Source organism: Halalkalicoccus subterraneus (assembly GCF_003697815.1).
Taxonomy (GTDB): Archaea; Halobacteriota; Halobacteria; order Halobacteriales; family Halalkalicoccaceae; genus Halalkalicoccus; species Halalkalicoccus subterraneus.
Genome location: NZ_RDQG01000005.1, coordinates 57,091 through 78,905, shown reverse-complemented (window position 1 = coordinate 78,905; position 21,815 = coordinate 57,091). Strand labels below are relative to the sequence as shown.

Sequence of the window (21,815 nt, the reverse complement as noted above, 5' to 3'; positions counted from 1 at the left end):
GACGTGCTGTTGATCGGCGCGACCAACCACCCCGATCAGCTCGACGCCGCCGCGTGGCGACGCTTCGACGAGATCGTCAACTTCCCCAAACCCGACAGCGGGATGCGCTCGGACATCTTCTCGGTGATCACCCGCGAGATGGAGATCACCGGGTTCGATCCCGATGAGGTCGCCGAGATCACCGAAGGCCTGACCGGCAGCGACCTACGGATGGTGCTTCGCGAGGCGGTACTGGAGGCCCTGACCGAGAACCGCCGCACGTTGACCCAACGGGACCTGCTCGACGCCGTCACGGACTTCGAGGAACGGGACACGCTGAAGGACCTGGACATGATCGAAGGCGACCACGAGGCGCTGGTCGCGGGCGGCGATCCCAGCGGCCACGACCACGATCACGACCACGACCACTGATGGACGCGGTCGATCGGTTCCCCGTCGCGCGCGAGTGTGCCCTCCCGGTATACGCGAACCACCGGAGGTGGCGCGCGTGAAGGTCACGCTGCTCGGGACCGGCGACACCACCGGTACCCCGACACCCGGCTGTGAGTGTGACACTTGCGAGCGCGCCCGAGAACTCGGCGTCGAGCGCAGTCGGAACTCGGTTCACGTTACCAACGAGACGACCGGCGAGTCGCTGCTGATCGACGCCAGCCCCGACTTCCGGTATCAGTTCCTCACCCAGGAGGTTCCCCTGCCCGACGCGATGGTGATCAGTCACATCCACTTCGACCACCTCGACGGGCTGGGCAACGCCTACCGGCTGTTCGACGACTTACCGGTTCACGCCGCAAGCGAGGTCGATCCCGCAACCGACGAAAGCGTCGCCGACACCGTTCGGGACAAATACGACTACCTCGACCGGATCACCGTCCACGATCAGGCGCCCTTCGAGACGTTCGAGGCCTGCGGGTTCGACGTGACGCTCGTGCCGGTCGACCACCCGCCGCTTCACTGTTACGGGCTCGTCGTCGAGGGCGAGGGCGCGAAGCTCTCGTTGACCGGCGACACCAGCTACGACGTGCCCGACCGCTCCCGGGAGGCGTTGGCGGATCCGGACCTGCTGCTTGCGGACGCGATCGTCCCCGCCTCGCTCTGTGAGAACCACCCCATCGGCGGGCGACACCTCGATTCCACGGGCGTTCCCCGCACCTTCGGCACCAAGCACATGACCCGCGAGGGGGCGCTCGATCTGGCCGCGGAGCTCGACGCCGAGCGGACACGGCTGGTCCACCTCGCCCATTTCTACCCGTCCGAGGAGGCCTTCCGTGATCCGCTTGCGGTCGACGGCGAACGCTACGAGCTCTGATCGACGACGGTCCGACGATCTGCCTTTTAGGACGACTGAAAAGTCGAAACGCCTTTGTACTTTTAGGTAGCCCTAATTTACATGGCAGGAGACGGAGGGATGACGCGGCGTCAGTACCTGACGTACGGCGGAGCCGTCGCGGGTGGGGGGGCGCTCGCGGGTTGTATCGGCGGGAGCAACGCCGGAAACGGCGGCGGGTCCGGCGGGAACGAAACGGAGTCCGGATCCGATAGAAACGCGGAATCCGAGGGGCCCTACACCGTCTCGATGGAGCCGGTCGGCGAGGTCGAGTTCGATGCACCCCCAGGGACCTGGGTCGCGAACAACGGTAGCTGGGCGGACATGGGGGTCGCGCTGGGCTACGAACCCCCGCAAGCTCTCTGGTTGACCGACCGCTATCACACGCAGTACTACGACGAGATCCCCGACGTCTCGGTCGATACGAGCGGGATGACCGACCTCTATCAGGACGGCGTCGACAAGGAGCTGTTCTACGAGCTCGACGCCGACGTCCACGTCATCGACCCGAACTTCCTGCTGAACCGCTACAGCGGCTGGGAGCAGGCCGACATCGACGAGATACACGGGAGCGTCGGGCCCTTCTTCGGCAACAGCGTCTTCTCGCGGGAGTACGACTGGCACGACGATTACCAGTACTACACGCTGTACGAGGCATTCGAGAAGCTCTCGCAGGCCTTTCAGGAACAGGAGCGCTACGAGCAGTTCGCCACGCTCCACGAGGAGTTCCAGGGGCGCGTCGAGGAGGTCGTCCCGCCGGAGGAGAACCGCCCCGAAGTCGCCGTGCTGTGGGCCGACGGCGACGCGCCTGAGACCTTCCTGCCGTACGTGATCAGCGAGGGGACGAGCTTCAAGCAGTGGCGTGACCTGGGCGTGCGCGACGCGCTCGCGCGCTCGGAGGTCGAGGACTTCCACAGCAATCGCGGGGAACTCGACTTCGAGACGCTGCTGGAGGTCGATCCCGACGTGTTGCTCCTGCGGGGCCAGGAGGCCAAAACCGCCGAGGAGTTCAACGACACCGTCGTCTCGTTCATGGCGGACAACGACGTCGCGAGCAGCCTCACCGCGGTCGCAAACGGCGACGTCTATCGGGGTGGACCGCTCTATCAGGGACCGATCACGAACCTCGTGCTCACCGAGCGAGCCGCGGGCCAGGTCTACGGGGTCGAAGGAGAGCTGTTCGACCGAGAACGCGTCGCCGAGATCGTCACCGGACAATGAGGACCTACATCGACCGGGCGCGGACGCGAGTCGAGCGCGAACGCGAGGCGGTCGCCGAAAAGCGCGACGCCTACGACCGGTTTCGTACTCGACTCGAATCGACTCCCTCGCAACCGAGATCCGATGGGATCGGCGAGACGCTCGTCTCCTCGGGTACGAGCGCCTCCCGTCCGATCCGCGAGGCGTTCACCGAGACGATCGCACCGGTCTGTGAGGACCGCCCGCGCGGGGAGCTGCTCGCGGCGGAACTGGGCGAGGAGATCGCGTGCGCGCTCACGACCGGCGGGCCGACGCCGGCGCTTCAGCGCGCGGTCCGGGCCGAAGTCGATCAGCGCCGCGATGAGCTCGTCGCGATGGACCGCGCGCTCGACGCCGAGGCCGACTCGCTCGAACGCGCGAGCGAGGCTCTCGACCCCATCCGGAACTGGCTACTCGAGGAAAACGAGACGGCGCTTTCGGACTGCGGGTTCGAGGCGCTTTCCGAACGCCACGCCCGCCTCGCGGCCTTCCGAGCCGATTGTGACGACTTGGGTGCCAGCCGCCAGACGCATCTCGGTAAGACGACGGGCGCCGGCGGGCGGGCGGGACTCCGTCATCGAGACTTGATCGGGTATCTCTACGACGGGCTCCCGGTCGGACATCCGGTGCTCGTCACCGGGGTGCGCATGGACGACCTGTGTGGCGAGTGCCAGCGCGCCGTCCGGGATCACCTCGTGAGGCGGGTCTGAGATGGCGGGCGAGGACGGCGTCGAGCGCTCGACTCGCCTGGGGCGGTTCGCGTGGCTCGCCGACGGCCAGCTTCTGTTGCTCGCGGCTGCGAGCATGGTCATCGTCGTGCTCGCGGGGCTGGTGCAGGTGAGCTTCGGCGCGTACTCGATGAGCCTCGGGCAGGCCTGGGGTGCGGTCTTCGACCCCGTCGTCTGGACGAATCCGGGCGTGATCGCTGACCTGCTGCTGGGCGAGGGGCTCGCGGCGACGCTTGGCTTTTCCTCGGCCGGTGTCGAGCTCTCCCGCGAGACGCTGATCGTCTGGAACATCCGCCTGCCGCGGGTGCTCGTCGGTGCGTTCGTCGGGATGAACCTCGCGGTCTCGGGGGCGATCTTTCAGGCGGTGACCCGGAACGAGCTGGCCAGTCCCTTCATCCTCGGGGTCTCCTCGGGCGCGGGGCTGATGATCCTGCTGACGCTCGTGGTCTTCAGCGGGCTGTCGACGCTGCTGCCGCTGATCGCGTCGGTCGGCGGCGCCGCGGCCTTTCTCCTGGTCTACGCCATCGCCTGGAAGGGCGGGACGAGTCCGGTCAGACTGGTGCTCGCGGGCGTCATCGTCGGCACCGTCCTGAACTCCTTACAGACGGGGATCTTCTTCTTCGCCGACGACATCGGCGTCGTCCAGGAGGCGATCTCCTGGACGACCGGCTCGCTTACGGGCACCGACTGGCAACAGGTCCGGATGGTGCTGCCCTGGACGGTCGTCGCGATGGCGCTTTCGCTCGTGAGCTCGCGCCAGCTGAACGTTCTCTTACTAGGGGAGCGCACCGCGAGCGCGCTCGGGATGTCCGTCGAGAAGGTCCGGTTCGCACTCTCGGGTGTCGCGGTGCTTGCCGCCGCCGCGAGCATCGCCGCGGCGGGGATCGTCAGCTTCGTCGGCCTGATCGTTCCCCACGTGGTTCGCAACGTCGTCGGCAGCGACTACAAGCGCCTCGTCGTCGGCTGTCTGTTCGCCGGCCCGGCGCTGATGGTCGCCGCCGACGTGGGCGCGCGCCTGGCGTTCAGCCCGGTCCAGATCCCCGTCGGGATCGTTACCGGGCTGGTTGGCGGGCCGTATTTCCTCTATCTGATGCGGAAGAAACAGCAACTCGGTGAGATATGATGACAGGACATGGAACCCTTCGAACGAGATTCGGCGCATCGACCGCTTCGACCGACACCCGCACGAGCGACCTCCCCGACTACGAGCGGGGAGCGACGTTCGCGGGCGAGGAGCTCACCATCGGCTACGGCGACTCGGAGCCGGTGATCGACGGGGAATCGCTCGTCGTCCCGCCGGGCGAGATCAGCGCCCTCGTGGGTCCGAACGGCTCCGGAAAGAGCACGCTGTTGAAGGGGCTTGCCGACCAGCTCGCGCTTGATGGCGGCTCGGTGGTTCTCGACGGTCGCGAGATCCACCAGCTTGGGGCCAAGGAGCTCGCACGCAAACTGGGCTTGCTCTCCCAGGAGAACGTCTCGCCGGGCTCGATCAGCGTTGAGGAGCTCGTCTATCACGGCCGATACCCCCACCGGGGCTTCTTCGATCAGGTCACCGATGAGGACGAGTGTGCGGTCCGGGACGCCATCTCGCTTGCGGGGATCGATCACCTGCGCGACCGGGAAGTGAGCAGCCTGAGCGGCGGGCAGAAACAGCTCGTCTGGATCGCGATGGTGCTCGCCCAGGACACCGACGTCCTCCTTCTGGACGAGCCGACGACCTTCCTCGATCTGCACCACCAGCTCGAGGTGATGGAGATCGTCGAGACGCTGCGCGAGGAGCGCGAGATCACGGTCGTGCTCGTGCTTCACGACATCGAGCAGGCCGCCCGCCACGCCGACTTCATGGTCGCGTTGAAGGACGGCCGGATACAGGCGCGCGGAACGCCCGAGGAGGTCGTCACCGAGGACCTGCTCGCGGAGGTGTTCGAGATCGACGCGGAGGTCGTGCTCACGGATCGCGGTCCGCAGGTGACGCCGATCTGCGCGCGCCACGACTCGAACGACTGAACCGGCCGGTCCATCCCTCATGACCCGCCCCTCGCTCACCGAACTCCGCGCACGGAGGCGGCCGGGCCGGTCGGGCTGGCGAGCGCGCCGATTCAGGGTTCGGGCTGAGTTTCGCTCGGCCGGACGATCCCGGCGACGTGCTCGCGCTCGATCGTCAGCCGGCCTCCGGGACCGTCAGCGAAACCGATCGAGACCGGCCTGTCGGCGCTTGGTTCCGGCGGGTTCTGCGATCCACGGGGTGCGTCGGTCGCGCTCGTCATCGAGATCAGCCGCGGGCGGGTCGTCGGGCTCGTAGCCCGGACACGAGGGGCCACACTCGCCGGGGTCGACGATCCGGTCGTAGTGGGTACAGTAGGGGACGCTCGCGCCCGCGTGCGTTTCGACGCTTCCCTCGGCGCACGCCGGCGGGGCGACCCGCCAGCCCTTCCCGTAGGCGCGCTCGGCGATCCGGCGGCGCTTTCGTGCTTTCTCCCCGGGTGGAACCATCGAAACGTCGGTTCGGATAGATCTCTGCTCGCGAAGCTCGACGCCCCAGTCCCCAGGATTGAGCGATTGCGGCTCGCGAATCACCTCCCGTTTGCCGTCGACGAACCGCCACACGCCGACTGGTTCGGGGATCCTGTTCAGGTGTGCGCGGGTGACGTAGCTCCCGGTCGCGAGCACCACCCGATCGACCAGCCCCAGCGAAACGTCGAAGCGGAGTTGGCGTTCGAGATCGCCCGGGGTCGAGAGATCGGGTTTGTTCTCGATGGCGGTAACGGTCGAAAACCACTCATCGGGATAACGAGTCGTCTGACGGACGTACTCGCGGCCGCCGCGACGTTCTCGCTTGAAGAATCCCACGTCGACAGCGCGTTCGATCCCCGCGCGGGCGTAGGTCGCGTCGGCGGGAGCGAGCTCGTTCACCGGGCGGGCCCTGCCGACGCCGACCGCGGCCTCGATCGCCCGGGCGGGAATCGTTTCGGGAGTGATCGCCGCCCGCGCGTCGAACTCCGGGCCGGCTTCGACGTGGACGATGTCGAGGATCCGGCTCCCCGGCGCGGCGACCGCGCCGCCGAGCTGTCGGGCGACGATTCCACCCTCGTCTTCGAGGTGGGCACATAACGACAGCTCGAAGGCGAACTCGCGCACGGACTGGATAGGAAGTCGATCGAGAAAAGGGCGCCGGGAACGACAGGTCTAACCCGGCCTCCGCCGAATCGATGACCATGGATGGATTCTCCCGGCGGGCGCTGCTCGCGAGCGCCGGTACGCTGTCGGCGGGCGGGCTCGCGGGCTGTCTCGGCGGTGGTTCCGGCGGAAACGGCAGTGACGACGAACGCGAGTGTTCGGGTGAGCAACGCAGCGTCGAGGTCCCCCTCGCGGGCGATCCCGAGAGCGACGTGACGGTCACGGCCTACAAGGACTTCGAGTGTCCGGGCTGCGGACAGTACGCCACGGAAGTATATCCCGACGCGGTCGCGGGCTACGTCGAGGACGGTGCGATCGCCTACGACCACCACGACCTGCCCTTTCACGGCGAGTGGTCCTGGAAGGTCGCGAACGCCTCGCTCGCGCTCTTCGAGGAGACGGGTGTGGGGCCGTACTACACGTTCGTCGAGGAGGTCTTCCAGCACCAAGGCGAGTACTCCGCTGACAACGTTGCGGGACTGGCGGCCGAACTCGGTGCAGCGGAGGAGCCGATCCGGGCGGCCATCGAGGACGGCCCGTTCTGCGAACAGCTCACGGAGAGCGCGGCCACCGCCGCGGACCGGGGCGTGACGGTCACTCCGACGGTGGCGGTCAACGACCAGCAACTGGAGGCTCCGGGCGCCGACGAGCTGCGCGAGGCCATCGAGTCCGAACTGAACTGATTCGACGTTCGACGGACGAACCAACGGGGCTAACTGTCCCCGCACCCGAGGGCGACCATGGACCGGCGTACGTATCTCCGCGGAACTGCGGTGACCGCGGGGGCCTTCGCTGCCGGCTGTCTGGGGCGGGGCGCACAGGACACGACCCTCGGCGAGCCCGAGGACCAGGGCGCGGACAGCGAGGACCTGCCGTACCCCGCCTTCGGCGAGGAGTTCCCCGAAACGACGCTTCCCGACCCGCTTCGTGAGCAGGAGGTCTCGACCGCTGACTTCGAGGGCGAGCGGGTCGTCCTGATGACGTTCATCTACACCCGGTGTCCCGACGGGATCTGTCCCGCGCTGACGCAGGTGCTTCGCCACGCACAGGCCGATGCCGTCGAGAACGATTATACGGGCGAGGTCGCCTTCCTCGCGACCACCTTCGACGTCGAGCGCGACACCGCCGACGTCCTCCGGGAGTACGGCGAGGCCCAGGGCGTCGACTACGAGGCCGAGAACTGGCACTTCCTGCGGCCCGAAAGCGAAGAGCGCGCCCGCGAGGTCGTCACCGACACCTACGGCGTCGAGTACGAGCGGATCGACTCCAGCGAGCTGCAGGGCAACCACTCGGGCCACGACATGGGCGAGTACGCCTTCGACCACTACCCGATCACCTACCTCGTCAACCGGGATGCCTACGTCGAGCGTGCCTACGCCGGCGTGCCCGAGACCTCGCGGGTCGTCGAGGACTTCTCGCGGGTCGCCGGGAACTGATGCGCCGGCGCGATCTCCTCGCGGGCGTGGCGAGCGCCGGGGTCGTCGGCGCGGGCGCGTGGGCGGTCTCCTCGACCTCGCTCGGAACCGGCTACGAGCCGGTGACGCTCGACGCGATCGAGGCCCCCGGCAGCGAGGCCGGCGAGGTGCGGGTTCCCGAGCCCGGTACGGTGAGCTTCCTCGACTTCTTCGGGACGTGGTGCGGTCCCTGTGAGACGCAGATGCCCGCACTCGTCGAGGCCCACGAGCGGATCCAAGGGGTCCAGTTTCTCTCGATCACGAACGAACCCGTCGGTACCACCCTCGCGCCCGAGGCGGTCGCCGAGTGGTGGGCCGAACACGACGGGGCGTGGACGGTCGTCCACGACGCCGACCACGAACTCACCGAGCGCCACGACGTGACCCGCCTGCCGACCGCGGTGGTTCTCGACGGCGAGAACACGGTCACGTGGAGCCACACCGGGTTGGCCGAGAGCGAGGAACTCCTCGCGGCGATCGAGGACGCCCGGTAGATGGATCCCGAACTCCTCGGGACGACGGCCTTCGCGTTCGGCGCCGGGGTCGCGACCTTCTTCTCGCCGTGTGCCTACCCCTTGCTCCCAGGCTACGTCGGCTACTACGTCTCGCGGGCCGAGACGGACGAGCGCCGACCCGTCGGCGGCGCGCTGGTTCGAGGGCTCGCCGCCGGTGCGGGCGTCCTCGCCGTCTTCGGCGCGCTCGCGGCGGTCGCCGTCGGCGTCGGCCAGACGGGCTTCGAGCGGCTGGTCCTCCTTGAACCCGTCATCGGGGCGGCACTCGTGGCCGTCGGACTGCTCGTCGCGCTCGATAGAGGCCCCTCAATACGGGTCGCACTCCCGAAGCGCCGGACAGACGTCCTCGGCTTTGCGATATTCGGCGCGGTCTACGCCCTGGCCGCGGCCGGCTGTGTCGTTCCGGTCGTCCTCGGCGTGTTCCTCGGTGCGATCGCCCGTCCGCCTGGGGAGGCGGCGCTCGTGATGGGCGCGTATGCGGCCGGCGTGAGCCTGCTCATGGTCGCGACGACCGTCGCAACCGGCGTCGGGGTCGCGCTCGGCACCGAACGGTTCGTGGGCTACGGCGCTCGGTTGCGGCGGCTGGCCGGCGTCGTGATGGTCGTCGCCGGTCTCGGCCAACTATACCTCTCGGTGTTCGTCCTCGACGTCCTCTGAGTCAGCGATCCAGCGCGAGGAGCACGGCGAACAGGACGGCTGCACCGGCTTCGGCGGCCTTCGAGACCAGCGCGTAGGCGTCGTCGCGGAGATGCTCGGCGAGGATCGGGACCGTGCCCTCGTCGTGGCCGTGGTCTGTTTCACTCCGCCCGTGATCGTGACTGTGTCCGCCGTCGTGACTGTGTCCGTCCCCGTCGTGAGCATGGCTGTGTCCGTCGCCGTGATCGTGGCTGTGTCCCTCACCGCCAGCGGCCTGTCCACCGTCGTGATCGTGAACCTCGATGCCGAGGGTGGATTCGGCGACGCCGAAGGCATGAACGTCGGCGTAGGCGAGCAAGAACAGCCCCATCAGCCCCGCGCCGGCCGCATACGCGGTCGTGGTGGCCGGTGTCAGTGCGATCACGCCGAGCAGTCCGAGCGCGGCCAGTCCACCCAGCACGTAGAGCGCGGGTAGTAGCGCCGAGCTATCCCCAGATATCGCTTCGATCAGTCCGGTGATACCCACCGCGAGGTGGATCGCCGCCGAGACGAACACCAGCACGCCGGCGACACCGAGAACGCGTCTTCCCATCGGCTGCGGGTTGTCGGTTCAGCCCTATCTCGCTGCCGGTTCACCGGCGGTCACGTTGGACGTTCACACCCGACGTAGGTAGGAGAACAGTAGGTTTATCAGTCGTTCGGGGCGAACACTCACCAAATTACTATGGAGGCTACACTGGCGGAGAAACAACGGCAACCGGAGGTGAACATCGGACTGGTCGGCCACGTCGACCACGGTAAAACGACGCTGGTACAGGCGCTGTCGGGCTCGTGGACCGACCAGCACTCCGAGGAGATGAAACGGGGGATCTCCATCCGGCTGGGCTATGCGGACGCGACGTTCCGGCGGTGTCCGGGCGTCGAGGAGCCCGACTGTTACACCGTCGAGGAGACCTGTCCGGACGGAAGCGAGAGCGAGGTCCTCCGGACGGTTTCGTTCGTCGACGCGCCGGGCCACGAGACGCTGATGGCGACGATGCTTTCGGGGGCTTCGATCATGGACGGGGCGGTACTGGTGGTCAGCGCCACCGAGGAGGTGCCCCAGCCTCAGACCGAGGAGCACCTGATGGCGCTCGACATCATCGGGATCGAGAACGTCGTCATCGCCCAGAACAAGGTCGACCTGGTCGATCGCGACCGGATCGAGGAGAACTACGAGCAGATCAAGGAGTTCGTCTCGGGCACCGTCGCGGAGGACGCACCCATCGTCCCGATCAGCGCCCAACAGGAGGTCAACATCGACTACCTCATCGGCGCGATCGAGGAGGAGATCCCGACCCCCGAGCGCGACCCCGACGCCGAGGCGCGGATGCACGTCGCCCGGAGCTTCGACATCAACCGCCCCGGCACGACCTGGGAGGGGCTCACCGGCGGGGTGATCGGTGGCAGCCTCGTTTCGGGTCACCTCGAAGTCGGCGACGAGCTCGAGGTCCGGCCGGGCCGCGAGGTCGAGGAGGGCGGCCAGTCCGAGTGGCGCCCCATCCGGACGGACATTCGGTCGATCCAGGCCGGCGGCGAGCAGGTCGACCGGGCGGTCCCCGGCGGCCTGCTGGGCGTGGGTACCGGGCTCGATCCCAGCCTGACGAAAGGTGACGCGCTTGCGGGCCAGATCGCCGGGCTCCCCGGAACGCTCCCGCCGACCTGGGAGAGCTTCACGATGGACGTCGACCTCTTGGAGCGGGTCGTCGGCGCCGAAGAAGGCAACTCGATCGATGAGATCTCGACTGGCGAGCCGCTGATGATGACGATCGGCACCGCCACCACCGTCGGAGCGGTCACGAGCGCCCGTGCGGGCGAATGTGAGGTCTCGCTCAAGCGGCCGGTCTGTGCGCCCGTCGGCGCGAAGATCGCAATGAACCGCCGGGTCGGCACGCGCTGGCGGCTCATCGGGATCGGCACGTTGAAGGAGTAGATGGCGGTCGTCTGCATGGACACCAACGCGCTCATGATGCCGGTCGAGTGCGACGTCCGGGTGTTCGAGGAGCTCGACCGCCTGCTGTCCGACGCCGAGCTCGTCGTTCCCGATTCGGTCCTCCGGGAGCTTCGCACCCTCGCCGACGGGGCGAGCGAGGAGGCCGTCGCGGCCTCGGTCGGGTTGAACCTCGCAGAGCGCTGTCGAACCGTCCCTGTCGAGCAGTCACACGCTGACGACGCGATCGTCTCGCTTGCCCGCTCGGGCGAGTGCGAGTACGTCGTCACGAACGACGGCCCGCTGCGCGAGCGTCTGCTCGACGAACGCGTTCCAGTAATTGGTTTAAGGGGCCGGAACGAACTCGCAGTCACTCAGCCATAATATGTACAAACGGGTAACACTCAAGGACACGGTCGAGGTCCCCGCGCGGGAGCTCGGCAGCGTCACCACCGACCAGATACAGCGACTTCTCCAGGACAAACTCGAGGGGCGGATGGACTCGGACGTCGGCAGCATCGTCACCGTTACCGACGTCACCGACATCGGTGAAGGGGTCGTGCTCCCCGAACGGGAACGCCACGAGGGCTCGGTCTTCTACGAGGCGGAGTTCGACGCCGTCACGTTCGATCCCGAGATGCAGGAGGTCATCGACGGGACGGTCGTCGAGGTCGTGGAGTTCGGTGCGTTCATCGGGATCGGTCCCGTCGACGGCCTGTTGCACGTTTCACAGATCTCCGACGAGTATCTCTCCTACGACGCCGAAAACCAGCAACTGGCCTCAACCGAGTCCAACCGAACCCTCGGCGTCGACGACGCCGTCCGCGCGCGGATCGTCACGAAAAGCATCGACGAGCGAAACCCCCGCGATTCGAAGATCGGCCTGACCGCGAAACAGCCCGGCCTCGGAAAACACGGCTGGCTGAAAGAGGAACACGAATCGCGCCAGCAAGCGGCGGGTGACGACTAGATGGCCCGCAATCGGAAGGTCTGTCGGGACTGCCACCGCGTCGTCGACCCCGATACCGCCTCCTGTCCGTCGTGCGGGTCGGCCTCCTTTACCGAGGACTGGGCGGGCTACGTCGTCATCGCCCACCCCGAGGACAGCGAGATCGCAAGCGAGATGCAGGTCACCGAGGCGGGCGAGTACGCGCTGAAAGTTCGCTGATGGCGAGCGACGAGGTCCTCCTGCGGCTGCCTGACTCCCTCCGAGGCGCGTTCAAAGACCCGATGGGGCCGGTCGAAACCGACGCTGAGACCCTTCTAGGGAGCGTTTCGGGACCCCTCATCGCCGTGGGCGACGTCGTCTCCTATCATTTCGAGCGGGTCGGCCGAACCCCCGACGTGGCCGTGGTCGACGGGCTGACCGAGCGCGACACGGTCGAGCCCGAGATCGCCGACGCCCTCGAAGCCAGTAGCGCCCGCCGGATCGAGGCGACGAACCCGGCGGCAACCCTCTCGGTTTCGATGTGTCGGGCGCTCCGGGAAGCGCTCGAAAGCGAGGATTCGGTCGCCATCGACGTCGACGGCGAGGAGGACCTCGTGGTCCTGCCCGCGCTCGTCCTCGCGCCCGAGGGTGCGAGCGTCGTCTACGGCCAACCCGGCGAGGGGATGGTCCACGTGGACGTCGACAGCGGGACGAAAGAACGGGCGCGCGACCTCCTGGAGCGCATGGACGGCGACCACGGGCGGCTGTGGTCGATCCTCGGCGAGTAGTCATCGGTCGTTTTCCAAAAGAAGGTGCGAACGCGGCGCTTAGATCTCGTTGAGCTTTCTGAGCAACTGCCCTTCGTACTCCTCGTCGGACTGCATCCCTTTCATCTCGAGGACGTTGCGCTCCAGTTTGTCGAGGGCGACGTGGAACGCGGAGCTCGCGCCGTAGCCCTCGCCGGTACCCGCGACCTGTCCGCGGTTGGTGCGCAGGCGGATCTGACAGTGGATCAGCGGAGTACCCCGAAGCTTCTCCTTGTGCTCCTGGAACCGGACGTGTGCGTGGTGGACCTGCATCCGGCGGTACTTGTCGGTGACGCCGGCGATGTCGGTGCGGACGTCATCGCGTGCGAGCGTATCGAGCAGGTCGATGTTCGTGATCTGGACGTCCATGTGCTCGTCCTCGGTGAAGGTGAGCGCCCGCAGCACGTCGGTCTTGGTGACGACGCCCGAAACATGGCGGTCGTTCTCGTCGGCGGTGACCATCAGCCCGTTGTAATCGTTGTGGAGCATTCGACCGACGGCGTCGCTGACGGGCTCCTCGCGGTCGGCGGTCTCGACGGGGCTGTTCATCACGTCGTAGACGGGGATATCGAGGATGCGTTCGAGGTCGCCACCCCGATCCCCGACGGTGGCTTTGTCCATGTCGCGGATGATCACGTCCCGCAGGTCATGGGTGGTGACGATACCGTCGAGTTGGCCGTCGTCGGCCAGCACCGGCAGGCGTGAAATGCCGTGTTCGCGAAGCAGGTTGATTGCCCGGCCGACGGTGGTGTCGGCGTTGACCGAGAGGACTTCGTCGGTGTAGATCTGCTCGACGGTGATCGCGTCGAGGTTTTCGAGGACGCTCTCGAGGATGGCGTCGGCGGTGACGATTCCCCACAGATCCTCGTCGCTGAACACCGGCGCGACCATCGTCCCGCCCTCGACGAGCATGCGCGCGACCTCGCGGATGTCCTCCTCGCGGTCGATTCCCGGCGCAGAACGCATGAACGCCGAGGCCTTCGTGTTGTCTTCGACGTGCGACTGGAGGATCTGGCGTTCGGTCACGATGCCGGCGTACTCGCCGTCGTCCGTGATCACGATCGCCTTCGGATTGCTCTCCTCGAAGGCGGCCCGGATCTTCCCGAAACGTTCGCCGACGTCGGCTTCGGTGTACTCGGTCGTGGCTATATCGGCAATATCCATCGTATCAGTTGTGTTTGGCCGTCCACCGTAATCAACGTTAGTCATTCTCACGGCGATACTGTTTAGCATATGCCTGCCATCGGGGACGGTGTGCGATTCGACATCACGGTCTTCGGACGCTACACGTACCTCGCCACCATCGTCTTCTGGGGCGCGATCGCCGGGGCGTTGCTCCACCGGGCGGGTGCACTCAAACGCGCCGCGAAGACGATCCTCGTCCTCTACCCGGTGGCGTACGTCTGGGACTGGTACACCCTGGAGGTCGGCGTCTTCGACATCATCGAGCGCACCGGGATCGAGGTCGCTGGGATCCCCCTTGAGGAACACTGTTTCATCGTCGTGGTCCCCTCGCTCGTGCTCGGGTTCCACGAGACGCTCCACGATATCGGGAGCGCGGATCCCGAGGCCGAGCCGGCCTGACCCCGGAGTCGACGGTCGAATCCGGCCGGGATCCGGTCAGCCGAGGCGCTGGCCGCACTCGACGCAGCTGTCCATCCCCGCCGCGTTGAGCCCGCCGCAGTCCGGACAGCGGGTCGTGCCCGGTGCCGTGCCGGTGACCTCCTCAACGAAGCCCGCAAGCGAGTGCGAGCGCTCGACCTCGCGGAGCTCCTCCTCGGTCATGAGCCGGTAGATCAGGTCCTCGTCGCGCAGCCGGTTCAACAGACGGACGAGTCCGAGGAACATGAGTGTCGGAGTGACGACGACGAAGGCAGCGACAGCGAGCCGGACGGCGAGTTCGAGGCCGGCGATCCCCATGGACGTACGTGGGAGTCCTGCGGGTAAGCCCTGTCGGCGTCATGAGCGCGGGCTTATCCGTTTCCGGTGACCAGTAGACGTATGGATAAACGCAAGCAACCGCCGAGTCGAGCGCGGGGAGAGAGACGGTGAACCCACAGCGCGTCGACGCGCTGGTCGACTTCAGCTACGGCGTGTTGATCTTCGTGTCGGTAGTGCTGATCGCGTTCGTCGGAACCGAAGTCGGGGCGGCGTTCGGGTTCGGCGTCCTCGCCTCGTACGGGGTCCACGTCGTCTGGAAGATGGCGCGCTTCGATCCCGACTGGATGACCCGCGAGGTCACGGAGGAAGTCACGGAGACGGTCGAGCGAACGGTCGAGGACCAACTCGACGAGATCGGGGACCGACTCGAGGAGGTCAACGAGCGGATCGACCGCCGACCGAAAAGCGAGGAGTTCGACGAGAAGATCGAGGAGGTGACCGAAACGGTCGGTCAGGAAACCCCCGAAACGCACGATTCTAATGGAGAGTCGCCCGCCGAAGCGGAACGATAACACGAACACCCTCGGTTCGTGGGACGCCCGGTTCGTTATTCCGGCGAGACGGCGGCGAAACCGCCCTCGCCGTCGAACTCGGTTTCGTCGGCTTCCTCGACAACGCGGAGGTCCTCTCGCCCGCGGGCGGACTCGACCAGCGGCTCGGAGGCATAACAGCGCTTCAGTCGCATCGTGTCGGTTACCCGGAGAACGCGCGCCTCGGAGCCGGTGACGGGGCCGATGGTGCCGAGTGCGGCCGTTAGCCCCGCTTTATCGTTTTCGACGACCGGCGGGAGGCGCACCCCACGAACCGTGCTCGCGGTGATCGCGTTGATCAGCGTCTTCGACGGTTCGAGTCCCTCGAAAACCCCCTGATGAACGAAGTCGGCCGCACCCATCCCCATCGCGTTGCCCTTCGTTTTCTTCGTAAAGCCACGCACGTAGACCCGCTTCACTTCCGGCGACTCGGGCTCGGGCTCGTTGATCGTGAAGTGGCGACGGCCGGTGACGTTGGTGTCCATCCCCTGCCCGCTGACGTCCTTTCCTATCCGGTCGACGACGAGCACGTCGATATCGTCGAACGGGAGTTTGGGCATGTGTTCCCAGGCGGTCTCGAGGAGTTCGGCCTCTCGCTTCAGGAAGCCCGACGGAGAAATGGCCTCGAGCCGGTCGGTGTCGTCGTGTTCGTCCTCGAGGATCGCGACCCCGCCGGCGACGGGGAGTTCCTCTAAGAGGATCCCCGTGATCTCGGGGAGCATGTTGCGCAGGCTCCAGTCGACCGCCCAGTCGTGGGCGGTCTTCGCGCCGCGCTGTTTGCCCATCCCGATGACGAGCATCTTCGAGAGCCCGCTCTCGACGGGTCCTTGGAAATCCGTGTGGGGTTTGATCCGGTTCACAGGAATAATGGCCTCGGCCTCGACGGCGTTGGCGTCGGCATACACGGTCACGTCGCGCTCGGGCGTGCGCCCGACCTCCACGACCTCCATCGTCGCGCGGATCGGGCATCCGATGGAGTCCTCGGTGACGCCGAGCGTCGAGAGCTTGTCGACCTGCCCCTCCGCCGTGGCGCCGCCGTGCGATCCCATCGCCGGGAAGACGAAGGGCTCGTAGCCCGACTCCTCGACGCCCCGGACGACCCCGCGGATGATCTCCGGCAGGTTCGCGATGCCGCGACTGCCCGCGCCGATCGCCACCTCGCCACCCTCCGGGACGTCCTCGAAGGGGAGTTCTTTGACCGCCTCCGCGGCTCGGTCCTCGATTTCGTCGACAGGAATGGGATCGGTCTCCCAGACCTGTTCGATGACACCCATGTGGGGGAACTCGACCTCCCCGCAGGCTTCCTGTATCGTTTCCTCGGGTACTACGAGATCGGTTGGCATACTCGGTGGAAGGGGGCGAGGGAGTAAAGAAACCGGTGAAAGTATCGACTAGATATTCATATGGATGGTCGAAGATTTAAAAGACTAAAAGGGAAACACCGGATATGGATGAGAAGGACTTACACAGTATTTTCGGAGGGAGTAGAGAATTTAGAATGCGAAAGCAGCTGTATAACCGATCACTCTCTACGAAGGGTGCATTGAAATATACATATCTGCGAAATTACGTCGCAGCAGAGTGGGTCGGTCGATTCGGATGGATACTAGATTTATTCATAGTGATAATCGCTTCTATTCTACTGTATGTATTAACAAAAAATGAGGCGACAGAGTTTGTTTTATTTTATCCATTTTCTATTCTCACGCCCACTGATCTTGCGATAATAATACTTATAGGATCATTACTAAGTACGTTCTATGGACCAAAGCTAAGATCACGAGATTATTATAACGCTGGGCAGGAACTTCATCAATTACATGACCAAGTACGAAGTTTCATCGAAATTGATCTTATGGATACAAACAAAGAGATAAGCAAGCTTCGGGAAACGTACGAAGGTTTAGAAGATCAACGGCACCGACTCAACCAATCTACTCCACAATTGGGAGGTCACTGGTATCGCGCAATGGAATGGAAGCAAAAATACAAGAAATGGGTTCCTTGGGAAGAATATAGAGAGTATTCCGATCCTGATTTTGAAACAGTAGTTGTAGAATCAGGAGGCTATAACGATTCGTGAATCTCCACTCTAGTGTGAAGGCGCTGGATTCTACTGCTCGTCAGGTTGTGTCGTCAAGAAGCGGATTGGGGCGGATTTGAACCGCGAGGACTTCGCTCCGCTCGTCCTCTGGATTCAAACCGCCCAACGCCTCGATCCTCCGGCATGGGGTTGCTCACACACGCTCGCTGTCGCTCGCGGTGTTCACAGATGGGTGCCGGAGAAGTCTCAGTGGGTTGGGGCGGATTTGAACCGCCGGCCTCCTCCATGTCAAGGAGGTGTCATAGCCTGACTAGACCACCAACCCTCACTGCCTCGTGCACTTCCGGATACCCCGCCGGAGTAATTGAAGCTTTCGACTCGGGGAGGGAGAGGAAGGAACAACGACGACACGCTTAAGTCGATGTACTTACTTGTTCATTACAAGCCGAAATCGTACATCGAAACTCACTCATGAAGGACACCATCGAACGAGTCACTGAGGGCGAGGACCTGACACAGGAAGAGGCACGGGATGCGGCGTCGGCGGTCTTCGAGGGTGCCACTGAGGCCCAGATCGGCGCGCTGCTCGCGGCGCTTCGCGCGAAGGGCGAGACCGAGGAGGAGATCGCGGGTTTCGCCGAGGGGATGCGCGCGGCCGCGCGGACCATCGCGCCCGACCGGACCCCGCTGGTCGACACCTGCGGGACCGGCGGCGACGACTACGACACGATCAACGTCTCGACGACGAGCGCGATCGTCGCCAGCGGTGCCGGAGTACCCGTCGCGAAACACGGCAATTACTCGGTCTCCTCGAACTCGGGCAGTGCGGACGTGCTGGAGGAACTGGGCGTCGAGATCGACGCGGAACCCCCGGCGGTCGAACGCGCGATCGAGGACCAGGGAATCGGGTTCATGCTCGCGCCCGTCTTCCACCCCGCGATGAAGGCCGTCATCGGCCCGCGAAAAGAGTTAGGAATGCGCACGATCTTCAACGTCCTCGGGCCGCTGACCAACCCCGCGGGCGCGAACGCGCAGGTCGTCGGCGTCTACGACCCCGACCTCGTCCCCGTGCTTGCCCGTGCGCTCTCACATATGGACGTCGAACGCGCACTGGTGGTCCACGGTTCGGGAATGGATGAGATCGGGCTCCACGGCGAGACGCGCGTCGCCGAAGTCCGCGAAAACGGGATCGAGGAGTACACCCTCGAACCGACGGACCTCGGACTCGAATCCCACCCCGTCGAGGCGGTCAGCGGCGGCACGCCCCAGGAGAACGCCGCCGACCTGGAGGGGATCGTCACGGGTGAAGTGAGGGGCGCGAAACGCGAGATCGTCCTCGCGAACGCCGGCGCGGCGATCTACGTCGCCGGCGCGGCCGACTCCCTCGAGGAGGGCGCGGAACTCGCGGCCGAGGCCATCGACGGGGGCGGAGCCCGTGAAAAACTCGAATCGATGCGCGGGACGGTGGTACAATGAGCCGCGTGAAGGTCTGCGGGCACACCAGCGAGGAGGACGTCGCGAACTCGATTCGTGCGGGCGCTGACGCGATCGGCGTCATCAGCGGCGTTCCCGTGGACAGTCCCCGCGCCGTGGACGCCGAACGGGCCGCCGAACTGCTCGAAGGCGTCCCGCCGTTCGTGACCGGGGTACTCGTGACGATGCCCGAAACCCCCGACGAAGCGATCGAACTCGTCGAGCGCACCCGACCGGACGCCCTCCAGATTCATGGTCCATTCTCGCCGACGAACCTCGAAACGGTTCGAGAAGCGATTTCACGGCCGGTGCTCAAGTCCGTCGACGCCGCGGATCCGGAGGCCGCACACGAACACGACGCCGTCGCCGACGGCCTGCTCGTCGACTCGACCGACGCGAGCGGCGCGGGCGGTACCGGACGCACCCACGACTGGGAGCGGACCCGTGAACTCGCAGGCGACCTCGACTCGCCGGTGGTCCTCGCGGGTGGGCTTACGCCCGAGAACGTCACGGAGGCGATCGAGGTCGTCGAGCCCTTCGCCGTCGACGTCGCGAGTGGAGTCGAAAGCGAGGGCGGCGAGAAGGATCACGACGCAGTAGAGCGATTCGTCCGGCGGGTGACGGACGCGAGAGCGGAGGTACCCGCGAGATGATCGACCGCGCGACGTTTCGCGAGCGAGCGACCGTCGAGGAGCCGTCGGTCGTCTATATGGGGTACGATCTCGACGTGGGGACGACGCCGCTTGCGGCCTACGGAGCCCTCACCGACGACGGACATGGATTCCTGCTTGAGAGCGCGGAGAAGGTCGCCTCCTCGGACCCGGACGGGGCGTTCCAGCCCACGAGCGCAACCGCGACCCGCCACGCCCGGTACTCGTTTGTCGGCTATGACCCCGAAGCGGTCGTCACCGTCCGGCCCGACTCGACGGAAGTCGACGTGCTCGGCGACGAGCGCCTCGAGGAACTGGTGGAACCCAACGGCGGCGACACCCTCGATACGCTTCGAGCGGCGCTGCCCGACGTCCCCAGAATTGCGTTTCCCGAGGACGGTCACCTTCACGGTGGCCTCGTCGGATTCCTCGCCTACGACGCAGTCTACGACCTCTGGCTCTCGGAGGTCGGAATCGAACGGCCCGCAAGCGAGACGCCCGATGCCCAGTTCGTCCTGAGTACCAAAACGTTGGTCTTCGACGAGGTCGAGGGCACCCTCACGCTTTCCCTTACGCCGATCGTCTTCCCGGAAGACGACCCCGACGAGCTCTACGACGCGCTCGAATCCGAAATCGAGCGGGTTCGAAGCGCACTCGAAGGGGCTGACGAGCCCGAAACCGGCGGGTTCGTCCGTGAGAGCGAGTTGGCAGGTGCCCGCGAGGAGTACGAGGCAGTGGTTCGCGAGACGAAGGAACACGTGCTCGACGGCGACATTTACCAGGGCGTGCTGTCACGGAAGCGCGAGTTGGTGGGTGAGGTCGACCCGCTGGGGCTCTACGAGGCGCTCCGGGAGATCAACCCCTCGCCATACATGTACCTGCTCGGCTACGGCGATCGAACCGTCGTGGGCGCGAGCCCCGAGACGCTCGTCTCGGTGCGCGACGGGCTGGTGACGAGCAACCCGATCGCGGGCACCTGTTCACGAGGGTCGAGCCCGGTCGAGGACCGTCGGCTCGCCGGCGAGATGCTCGCTGACGACAAGGAACGCGCCGAACACACCATGCTGGTCGATCTGGCACGAAACGACGTCCGGCGGGTGAGCGAGCCCGGTTCGGTGAAAGTCGACGAGTTCATGAACGTCCTGAAGTACAGCCACGTCCAGCACATCGAGAGCACCGTCACCGGCGAGCTCGCGGCCGAGTGCGACGGGTTCGACGCGACGCGGGCCGCGTTCCCCGCTGGTACCCTCTCGGGCGCGCCGAAGATCCGCGCGATGGAGATCATCGACGAACTGGAGCGAGAACCCCGCGGGATCTACGGCGGCGGCGTCGGCTACTACTCCTGGACGGGCGACGCCGACACCGCGATCGCGATCCGGACGGCAACGATCGAGCACGGCGAGCGCGACGAGATCACCGTCCAGGCCGGTGCGGGACTGGTCGCCGACAGCGATCCGGCCGCCGAATACGAGGAGACCGAGAAGAAGATGGGCGGCGTCCTCGACGCGATCGAACGCATCGAGGTCGAGCCGGGAACGGGGGTGGTTCAGTGAGCCTCGCCCGCACTCGGCGCGTGCTGTTCGTCGACAACTTCGACTCCTTCACCTACAACCTCGTCGAGTACGTCTCCGAACAGGGCGCCGAGACCGAGGTTCTTCGTAACACCGCCTCGCTTGCGGAGATTCGTTCTGTAGAGCCGGATGCGATCGTGATCTCGCCGGGACCGGGCCACCCGAAGAACGATCGGGACGTCGGCGTCACCCTCGACGTGCTCCGTGAGCTGAGCCCCGAGATCCCGACCCTCGGGGTGTGTCTCGGCCTCGAAGCCGCCGTCTACGCCTACGGCGGGAGCGTCGGACGCGCGCCCGAGCCGATCCACGGGAAGGCCTTCCCCGTCGACCACGACGGCCGGGGAGTGTTCTCAGGACTCGAACAGGGCTTTCGGGCCGGGCGGTATCACTCGCTGATCGCGACCGAAATCCCCGACTGTTTCGAGGTGACCGCGACGACCGACCACGCGGGCGAGCAGCTGGTGATGGGCGTGCGCCACCGCGAGTACCCCATCGAGTGCGTTCAGTTTCACCCCGAGAGCGTGCTCACGGGCACGGGCCACGACGTGATCGAGAACTTCCTACACCAGCGCGAACACTGAGGGGAGGACGACCGTCACGGCGTAGAACACGACGATCCCTGCGGTCGTCATGGCGACGAGCCGCCATGCGAGCTTCAACAGGAATCGTCCGACGAGGACCACGACTGCCACCGCCGCCAGCACGAGCAACACCATGCTCGAATCGGCGGCGAGGAACGCTTCCATCGGAATCGGCTGGTTCATGTCTCATAGATAATATAGTAATAAATAAGCTTTGTCTGCGGTGGCTGACGGCCGTCGGACGCTAATTCA

At 65.8% G+C, this 21,815-nt stretch carries 27 protein-coding genes, 1 tRNA gene and 1 pseudogene; 22 read left to right on the top strand and 7 right to left on the bottom strand.

The genetic code is table 11. The annotated features are described in order from the left end of the window. The 6 genes and pseudogenes from EAO80_RS01110 to EAO80_RS01085 all read left to right on the top strand — a co-directional run. Positions 1 to 411: pseudogene (locus EAO80_RS01110) on the top strand (ATP-binding protein); the annotation flags it as partial. A 76-nt stretch (positions 412 to 487) separates the two neighbouring features. Then, positions 488 to 1,306, top strand: coding sequence for an MBL fold metallo-hydrolase (locus tag EAO80_RS01105; protein WP_122088106.1), 819 nt, complete (start codon positions 488 to 490; stop codon positions 1,304 to 1,306). An 81-nt stretch (positions 1,307 to 1,387) separates the two neighbouring features. Beyond that, on the top strand, positions 1,388 to 2,545 hold the full coding sequence (locus EAO80_RS01100; RefSeq protein ID WP_122088100.1) for an ABC transporter substrate-binding protein: 1,158 nt from the start codon (positions 1,388 to 1,390) through the stop codon (positions 2,543 to 2,545). Continuing rightward, positions 2,542 to 3,273: a DUF7260 family protein gene (locus EAO80_RS01095; protein WP_122088099.1), complete on the top strand. Its 732-nt coding sequence runs from the start codon at positions 2,542 to 2,544 to the stop codon at positions 3,271 to 3,273. The genes EAO80_RS01100 and EAO80_RS01095 overlap by 4 nt, the downstream gene beginning before the upstream one ends. Before the next feature lies 1 nt (position 3,274). Continuing rightward, positions 3,275 to 4,414, top strand: a complete 1,140-nt coding sequence (locus EAO80_RS01090; RefSeq protein ID WP_122088098.1) for a FecCD family ABC transporter permease — start codon at positions 3,275 to 3,277, stop codon at positions 4,412 to 4,414. Further along, on the top strand, positions 4,414 to 5,298 hold the full coding sequence (locus EAO80_RS01085) for an ABC transporter ATP-binding protein (RefSeq protein WP_122088097.1): 885 nt from the start codon (positions 4,414 to 4,416) through the stop codon (positions 5,296 to 5,298). The genes EAO80_RS01090 and EAO80_RS01085 overlap by 1 nt, the downstream gene beginning before the upstream one ends. A 174-nt stretch (positions 5,299 to 5,472) precedes the next feature. Here the strand turns inward: EAO80_RS01085 and EAO80_RS01080 are convergent, their stop codons facing one another. Further along, complete coding sequence (locus tag EAO80_RS01080) at positions 5,473 to 6,429, bottom strand: DUF5787 family protein (protein ID WP_122088096.1); 957 nt, start codon at positions 6,427 to 6,429, stop codon at positions 5,473 to 5,475. 77 nt (positions 6,430 to 6,506) lie between these two features. On the opposite strand from EAO80_RS01080, the gene EAO80_RS01075 reads away from it, so the two are divergent. From EAO80_RS01075 to EAO80_RS01060, 4 genes are read left to right on the top strand one after another with little or no spacing between them, the layout of a single operon-like run. Further along, the gene (locus EAO80_RS01075; RefSeq protein ID WP_122088095.1) at positions 6,507 to 7,151 is read left to right on the top strand and encodes a DsbA family protein; all 645 of its coding nucleotides are present in this window, start codon (positions 6,507 to 6,509) and stop codon (positions 7,149 to 7,151) included. Positions 7,152 to 7,208: 57 nt separating this feature from the next. Beyond that, positions 7,209 to 7,904: an SCO family protein gene (locus EAO80_RS01070; RefSeq protein ID WP_122088094.1), complete on the top strand. Its 696-nt coding sequence runs from the start codon at positions 7,209 to 7,211 to the stop codon at positions 7,902 to 7,904. Then, entirely contained in the window at positions 7,904 to 8,416 is a 513-nt protein-coding gene (locus tag EAO80_RS01065; RefSeq protein WP_122088093.1) for a TlpA family protein disulfide reductase, read from the top strand. Before EAO80_RS01070 ends, EAO80_RS01065 begins: the two co-directional genes overlap by 1 nt. After that, positions 8,417 to 9,091, top strand: coding sequence for a cytochrome c biogenesis CcdA family protein (locus EAO80_RS01060; RefSeq protein ID WP_122088092.1), 675 nt, complete (start codon positions 8,417 to 8,419; stop codon positions 9,089 to 9,091). Between the two features lies 1 nt (position 9,092). Here the strand turns inward: EAO80_RS01060 and EAO80_RS01055 are convergent, their stop codons facing one another. Then, complete coding sequence (locus tag EAO80_RS01055) at positions 9,093 to 9,662, bottom strand: hypothetical protein (RefSeq protein WP_122088091.1); 570 nt, start codon at positions 9,660 to 9,662, stop codon at positions 9,093 to 9,095. A gap of 132 nt (positions 9,663 to 9,794) precedes the next feature. On the opposite strand from EAO80_RS01055, the gene EAO80_RS01050 reads away from it, so the two are divergent. Genes EAO80_RS01050 through EAO80_RS01030 form a run of 5 tightly spaced genes read left to right on the top strand, consistent with a single transcriptional unit; the run spans position 9,795 to position 12,755 of the window. Further along, on the top strand, positions 9,795 to 11,042 hold the full coding sequence (locus tag EAO80_RS01050) for a translation initiation factor IF-2 subunit gamma (protein ID WP_368280507.1): 1,248 nt from the start codon (positions 9,795 to 9,797) through the stop codon (positions 11,040 to 11,042). Positions 11,043 to 11,057: 15 nt separating this feature from the next. Then, entirely contained in the window at positions 11,058 to 11,423 is a 366-nt protein-coding gene (locus tag EAO80_RS01045) for a twitching motility protein PilT (RefSeq protein ID WP_368280508.1), read from the top strand. A 1-nt stretch (position 11,424) separates the two neighbouring features. Then, on the top strand, positions 11,425 to 12,009 hold the full coding sequence (locus EAO80_RS01040; protein ID WP_122088089.1) for a DNA-directed RNA polymerase: 585 nt from the start codon (positions 11,425 to 11,427) through the stop codon (positions 12,007 to 12,009). Then, entirely contained in the window at positions 12,010 to 12,207 is a 198-nt protein-coding gene (spt4, locus tag EAO80_RS01035; protein WP_122088088.1) for a transcription elongation factor subunit Spt4, read from the top strand. Then, positions 12,207 to 12,755, top strand: coding sequence for a GTP-dependent dephospho-CoA kinase family protein (locus EAO80_RS01030; RefSeq protein ID WP_122088087.1), 549 nt, complete (start codon positions 12,207 to 12,209; stop codon positions 12,753 to 12,755). Before spt4 ends, EAO80_RS01030 begins: the two co-directional genes overlap by 1 nt. Positions 12,756 to 12,794: 39 nt before the next feature. Here EAO80_RS01030 and EAO80_RS01025 read toward each other — a convergent pair whose 3' ends face one another. Further along, a complete protein-coding gene (locus EAO80_RS01025; protein ID WP_122088086.1) occupies positions 12,795 to 13,937 on the bottom strand; it encodes a CBS domain-containing protein in 1,143 nt (380 codons plus the stop codon). 90 nt (positions 13,938 to 14,027) lie between these two features. Between EAO80_RS01025 and EAO80_RS01020 the strand changes: the two genes are divergently transcribed. Further along, a complete protein-coding gene (locus EAO80_RS01020; RefSeq protein WP_122088104.1) occupies positions 14,028 to 14,357 on the top strand; it encodes a lycopene cyclase domain-containing protein in 330 nt (109 codons plus the stop codon). Between the two features lie 36 nt (positions 14,358 to 14,393). On the opposite strand, the gene EAO80_RS01015 is transcribed toward EAO80_RS01020, so the two are convergent. Continuing rightward, positions 14,394 to 14,693: a hypothetical protein gene (locus EAO80_RS01015; protein WP_122088085.1), complete on the bottom strand. Its 300-nt coding sequence runs from the start codon at positions 14,691 to 14,693 to the stop codon at positions 14,394 to 14,396. A 128-nt stretch (positions 14,694 to 14,821) separates the two neighbouring features. Here EAO80_RS01015 and EAO80_RS01010 point away from each other — a divergent pair, with 128 nt between their 5' ends. Then, complete coding sequence (locus tag EAO80_RS01010) at positions 14,822 to 15,226, top strand: hypothetical protein (RefSeq protein ID WP_122088084.1); 405 nt, start codon at positions 14,822 to 14,824, stop codon at positions 15,224 to 15,226. A gap of 35 nt (positions 15,227 to 15,261) precedes the next feature. Here the strand turns inward: EAO80_RS01010 and EAO80_RS01005 are convergent, their stop codons facing one another. Further along, positions 15,262 to 16,587, bottom strand: a complete 1,326-nt coding sequence (locus tag EAO80_RS01005; protein WP_122088083.1) for a DUF362 domain-containing protein — start codon at positions 16,585 to 16,587, stop codon at positions 15,262 to 15,264. Between the two features lie 104 nt (positions 16,588 to 16,691). On the opposite strand from EAO80_RS01005, the gene EAO80_RS19340 reads away from it, so the two are divergent. Beyond that, positions 16,692 to 17,327 carry a hypothetical protein gene (locus EAO80_RS19340; RefSeq protein WP_162993821.1) on the top strand — a complete coding sequence of 212 codons (636 nt, stop codon included), beginning with the start codon at positions 16,692 to 16,694 and terminating at the stop codon, positions 17,325 to 17,327. Positions 17,328 to 17,538: 211 nt separating this feature from the next. Here the strand turns inward: EAO80_RS19340 and EAO80_RS01000 are convergent. Then, positions 17,539 to 17,613 (bottom strand) — tRNA-Val (locus EAO80_RS01000). Positions 17,614 to 17,759: 146 nt separating this feature from the next. Between EAO80_RS01000 and trpD the strand changes: the two genes are divergently transcribed. The 4 genes from trpD to trpG are packed head-to-tail and all read left to right on the top strand — an operon-like array spanning position 17,760 to position 21,563. Further along, positions 17,760 to 18,764 carry an anthranilate phosphoribosyltransferase gene (gene trpD / locus EAO80_RS00995; RefSeq protein WP_122088082.1) on the top strand — a complete coding sequence of 335 codons (1,005 nt, stop codon included), beginning with the start codon at positions 17,760 to 17,762 and terminating at the stop codon, positions 18,762 to 18,764. Further along, a complete protein-coding gene (locus EAO80_RS00990; RefSeq protein WP_122088081.1) occupies positions 18,761 to 19,414 on the top strand; it encodes a phosphoribosylanthranilate isomerase in 654 nt (217 codons plus the stop codon). Before trpD ends, EAO80_RS00990 begins: the two co-directional genes overlap by 4 nt. Then, positions 19,411 to 20,964 carry an anthranilate synthase component I gene (trpE, locus tag EAO80_RS00985; RefSeq protein WP_122088080.1) on the top strand — a complete coding sequence of 518 codons (1,554 nt, stop codon included), beginning with the start codon at positions 19,411 to 19,413 and terminating at the stop codon, positions 20,962 to 20,964. Before EAO80_RS00990 ends, trpE begins: the two co-directional genes overlap by 4 nt. Further along, a complete protein-coding gene (gene trpG, locus EAO80_RS00980; RefSeq protein WP_122088079.1) occupies positions 20,961 to 21,563 on the top strand; it encodes an anthranilate synthase component II in 603 nt (200 codons plus the stop codon). Before trpE ends, trpG begins: the two co-directional genes overlap by 4 nt. On the opposite strand, the gene EAO80_RS00975 is transcribed toward trpG, so the two are convergent. After that, the gene (locus EAO80_RS00975; RefSeq protein ID WP_122088078.1) at positions 21,543 to 21,746 is read right to left on the bottom strand and encodes a hypothetical protein; all 204 of its coding nucleotides are present in this window, start codon (positions 21,744 to 21,746) and stop codon (positions 21,543 to 21,545) included. The two genes, trpG and EAO80_RS00975, sit on opposite strands and share 21 nt — an antisense overlap. Positions 21,747 to 21,815: the final 69 nt, after the last annotated feature.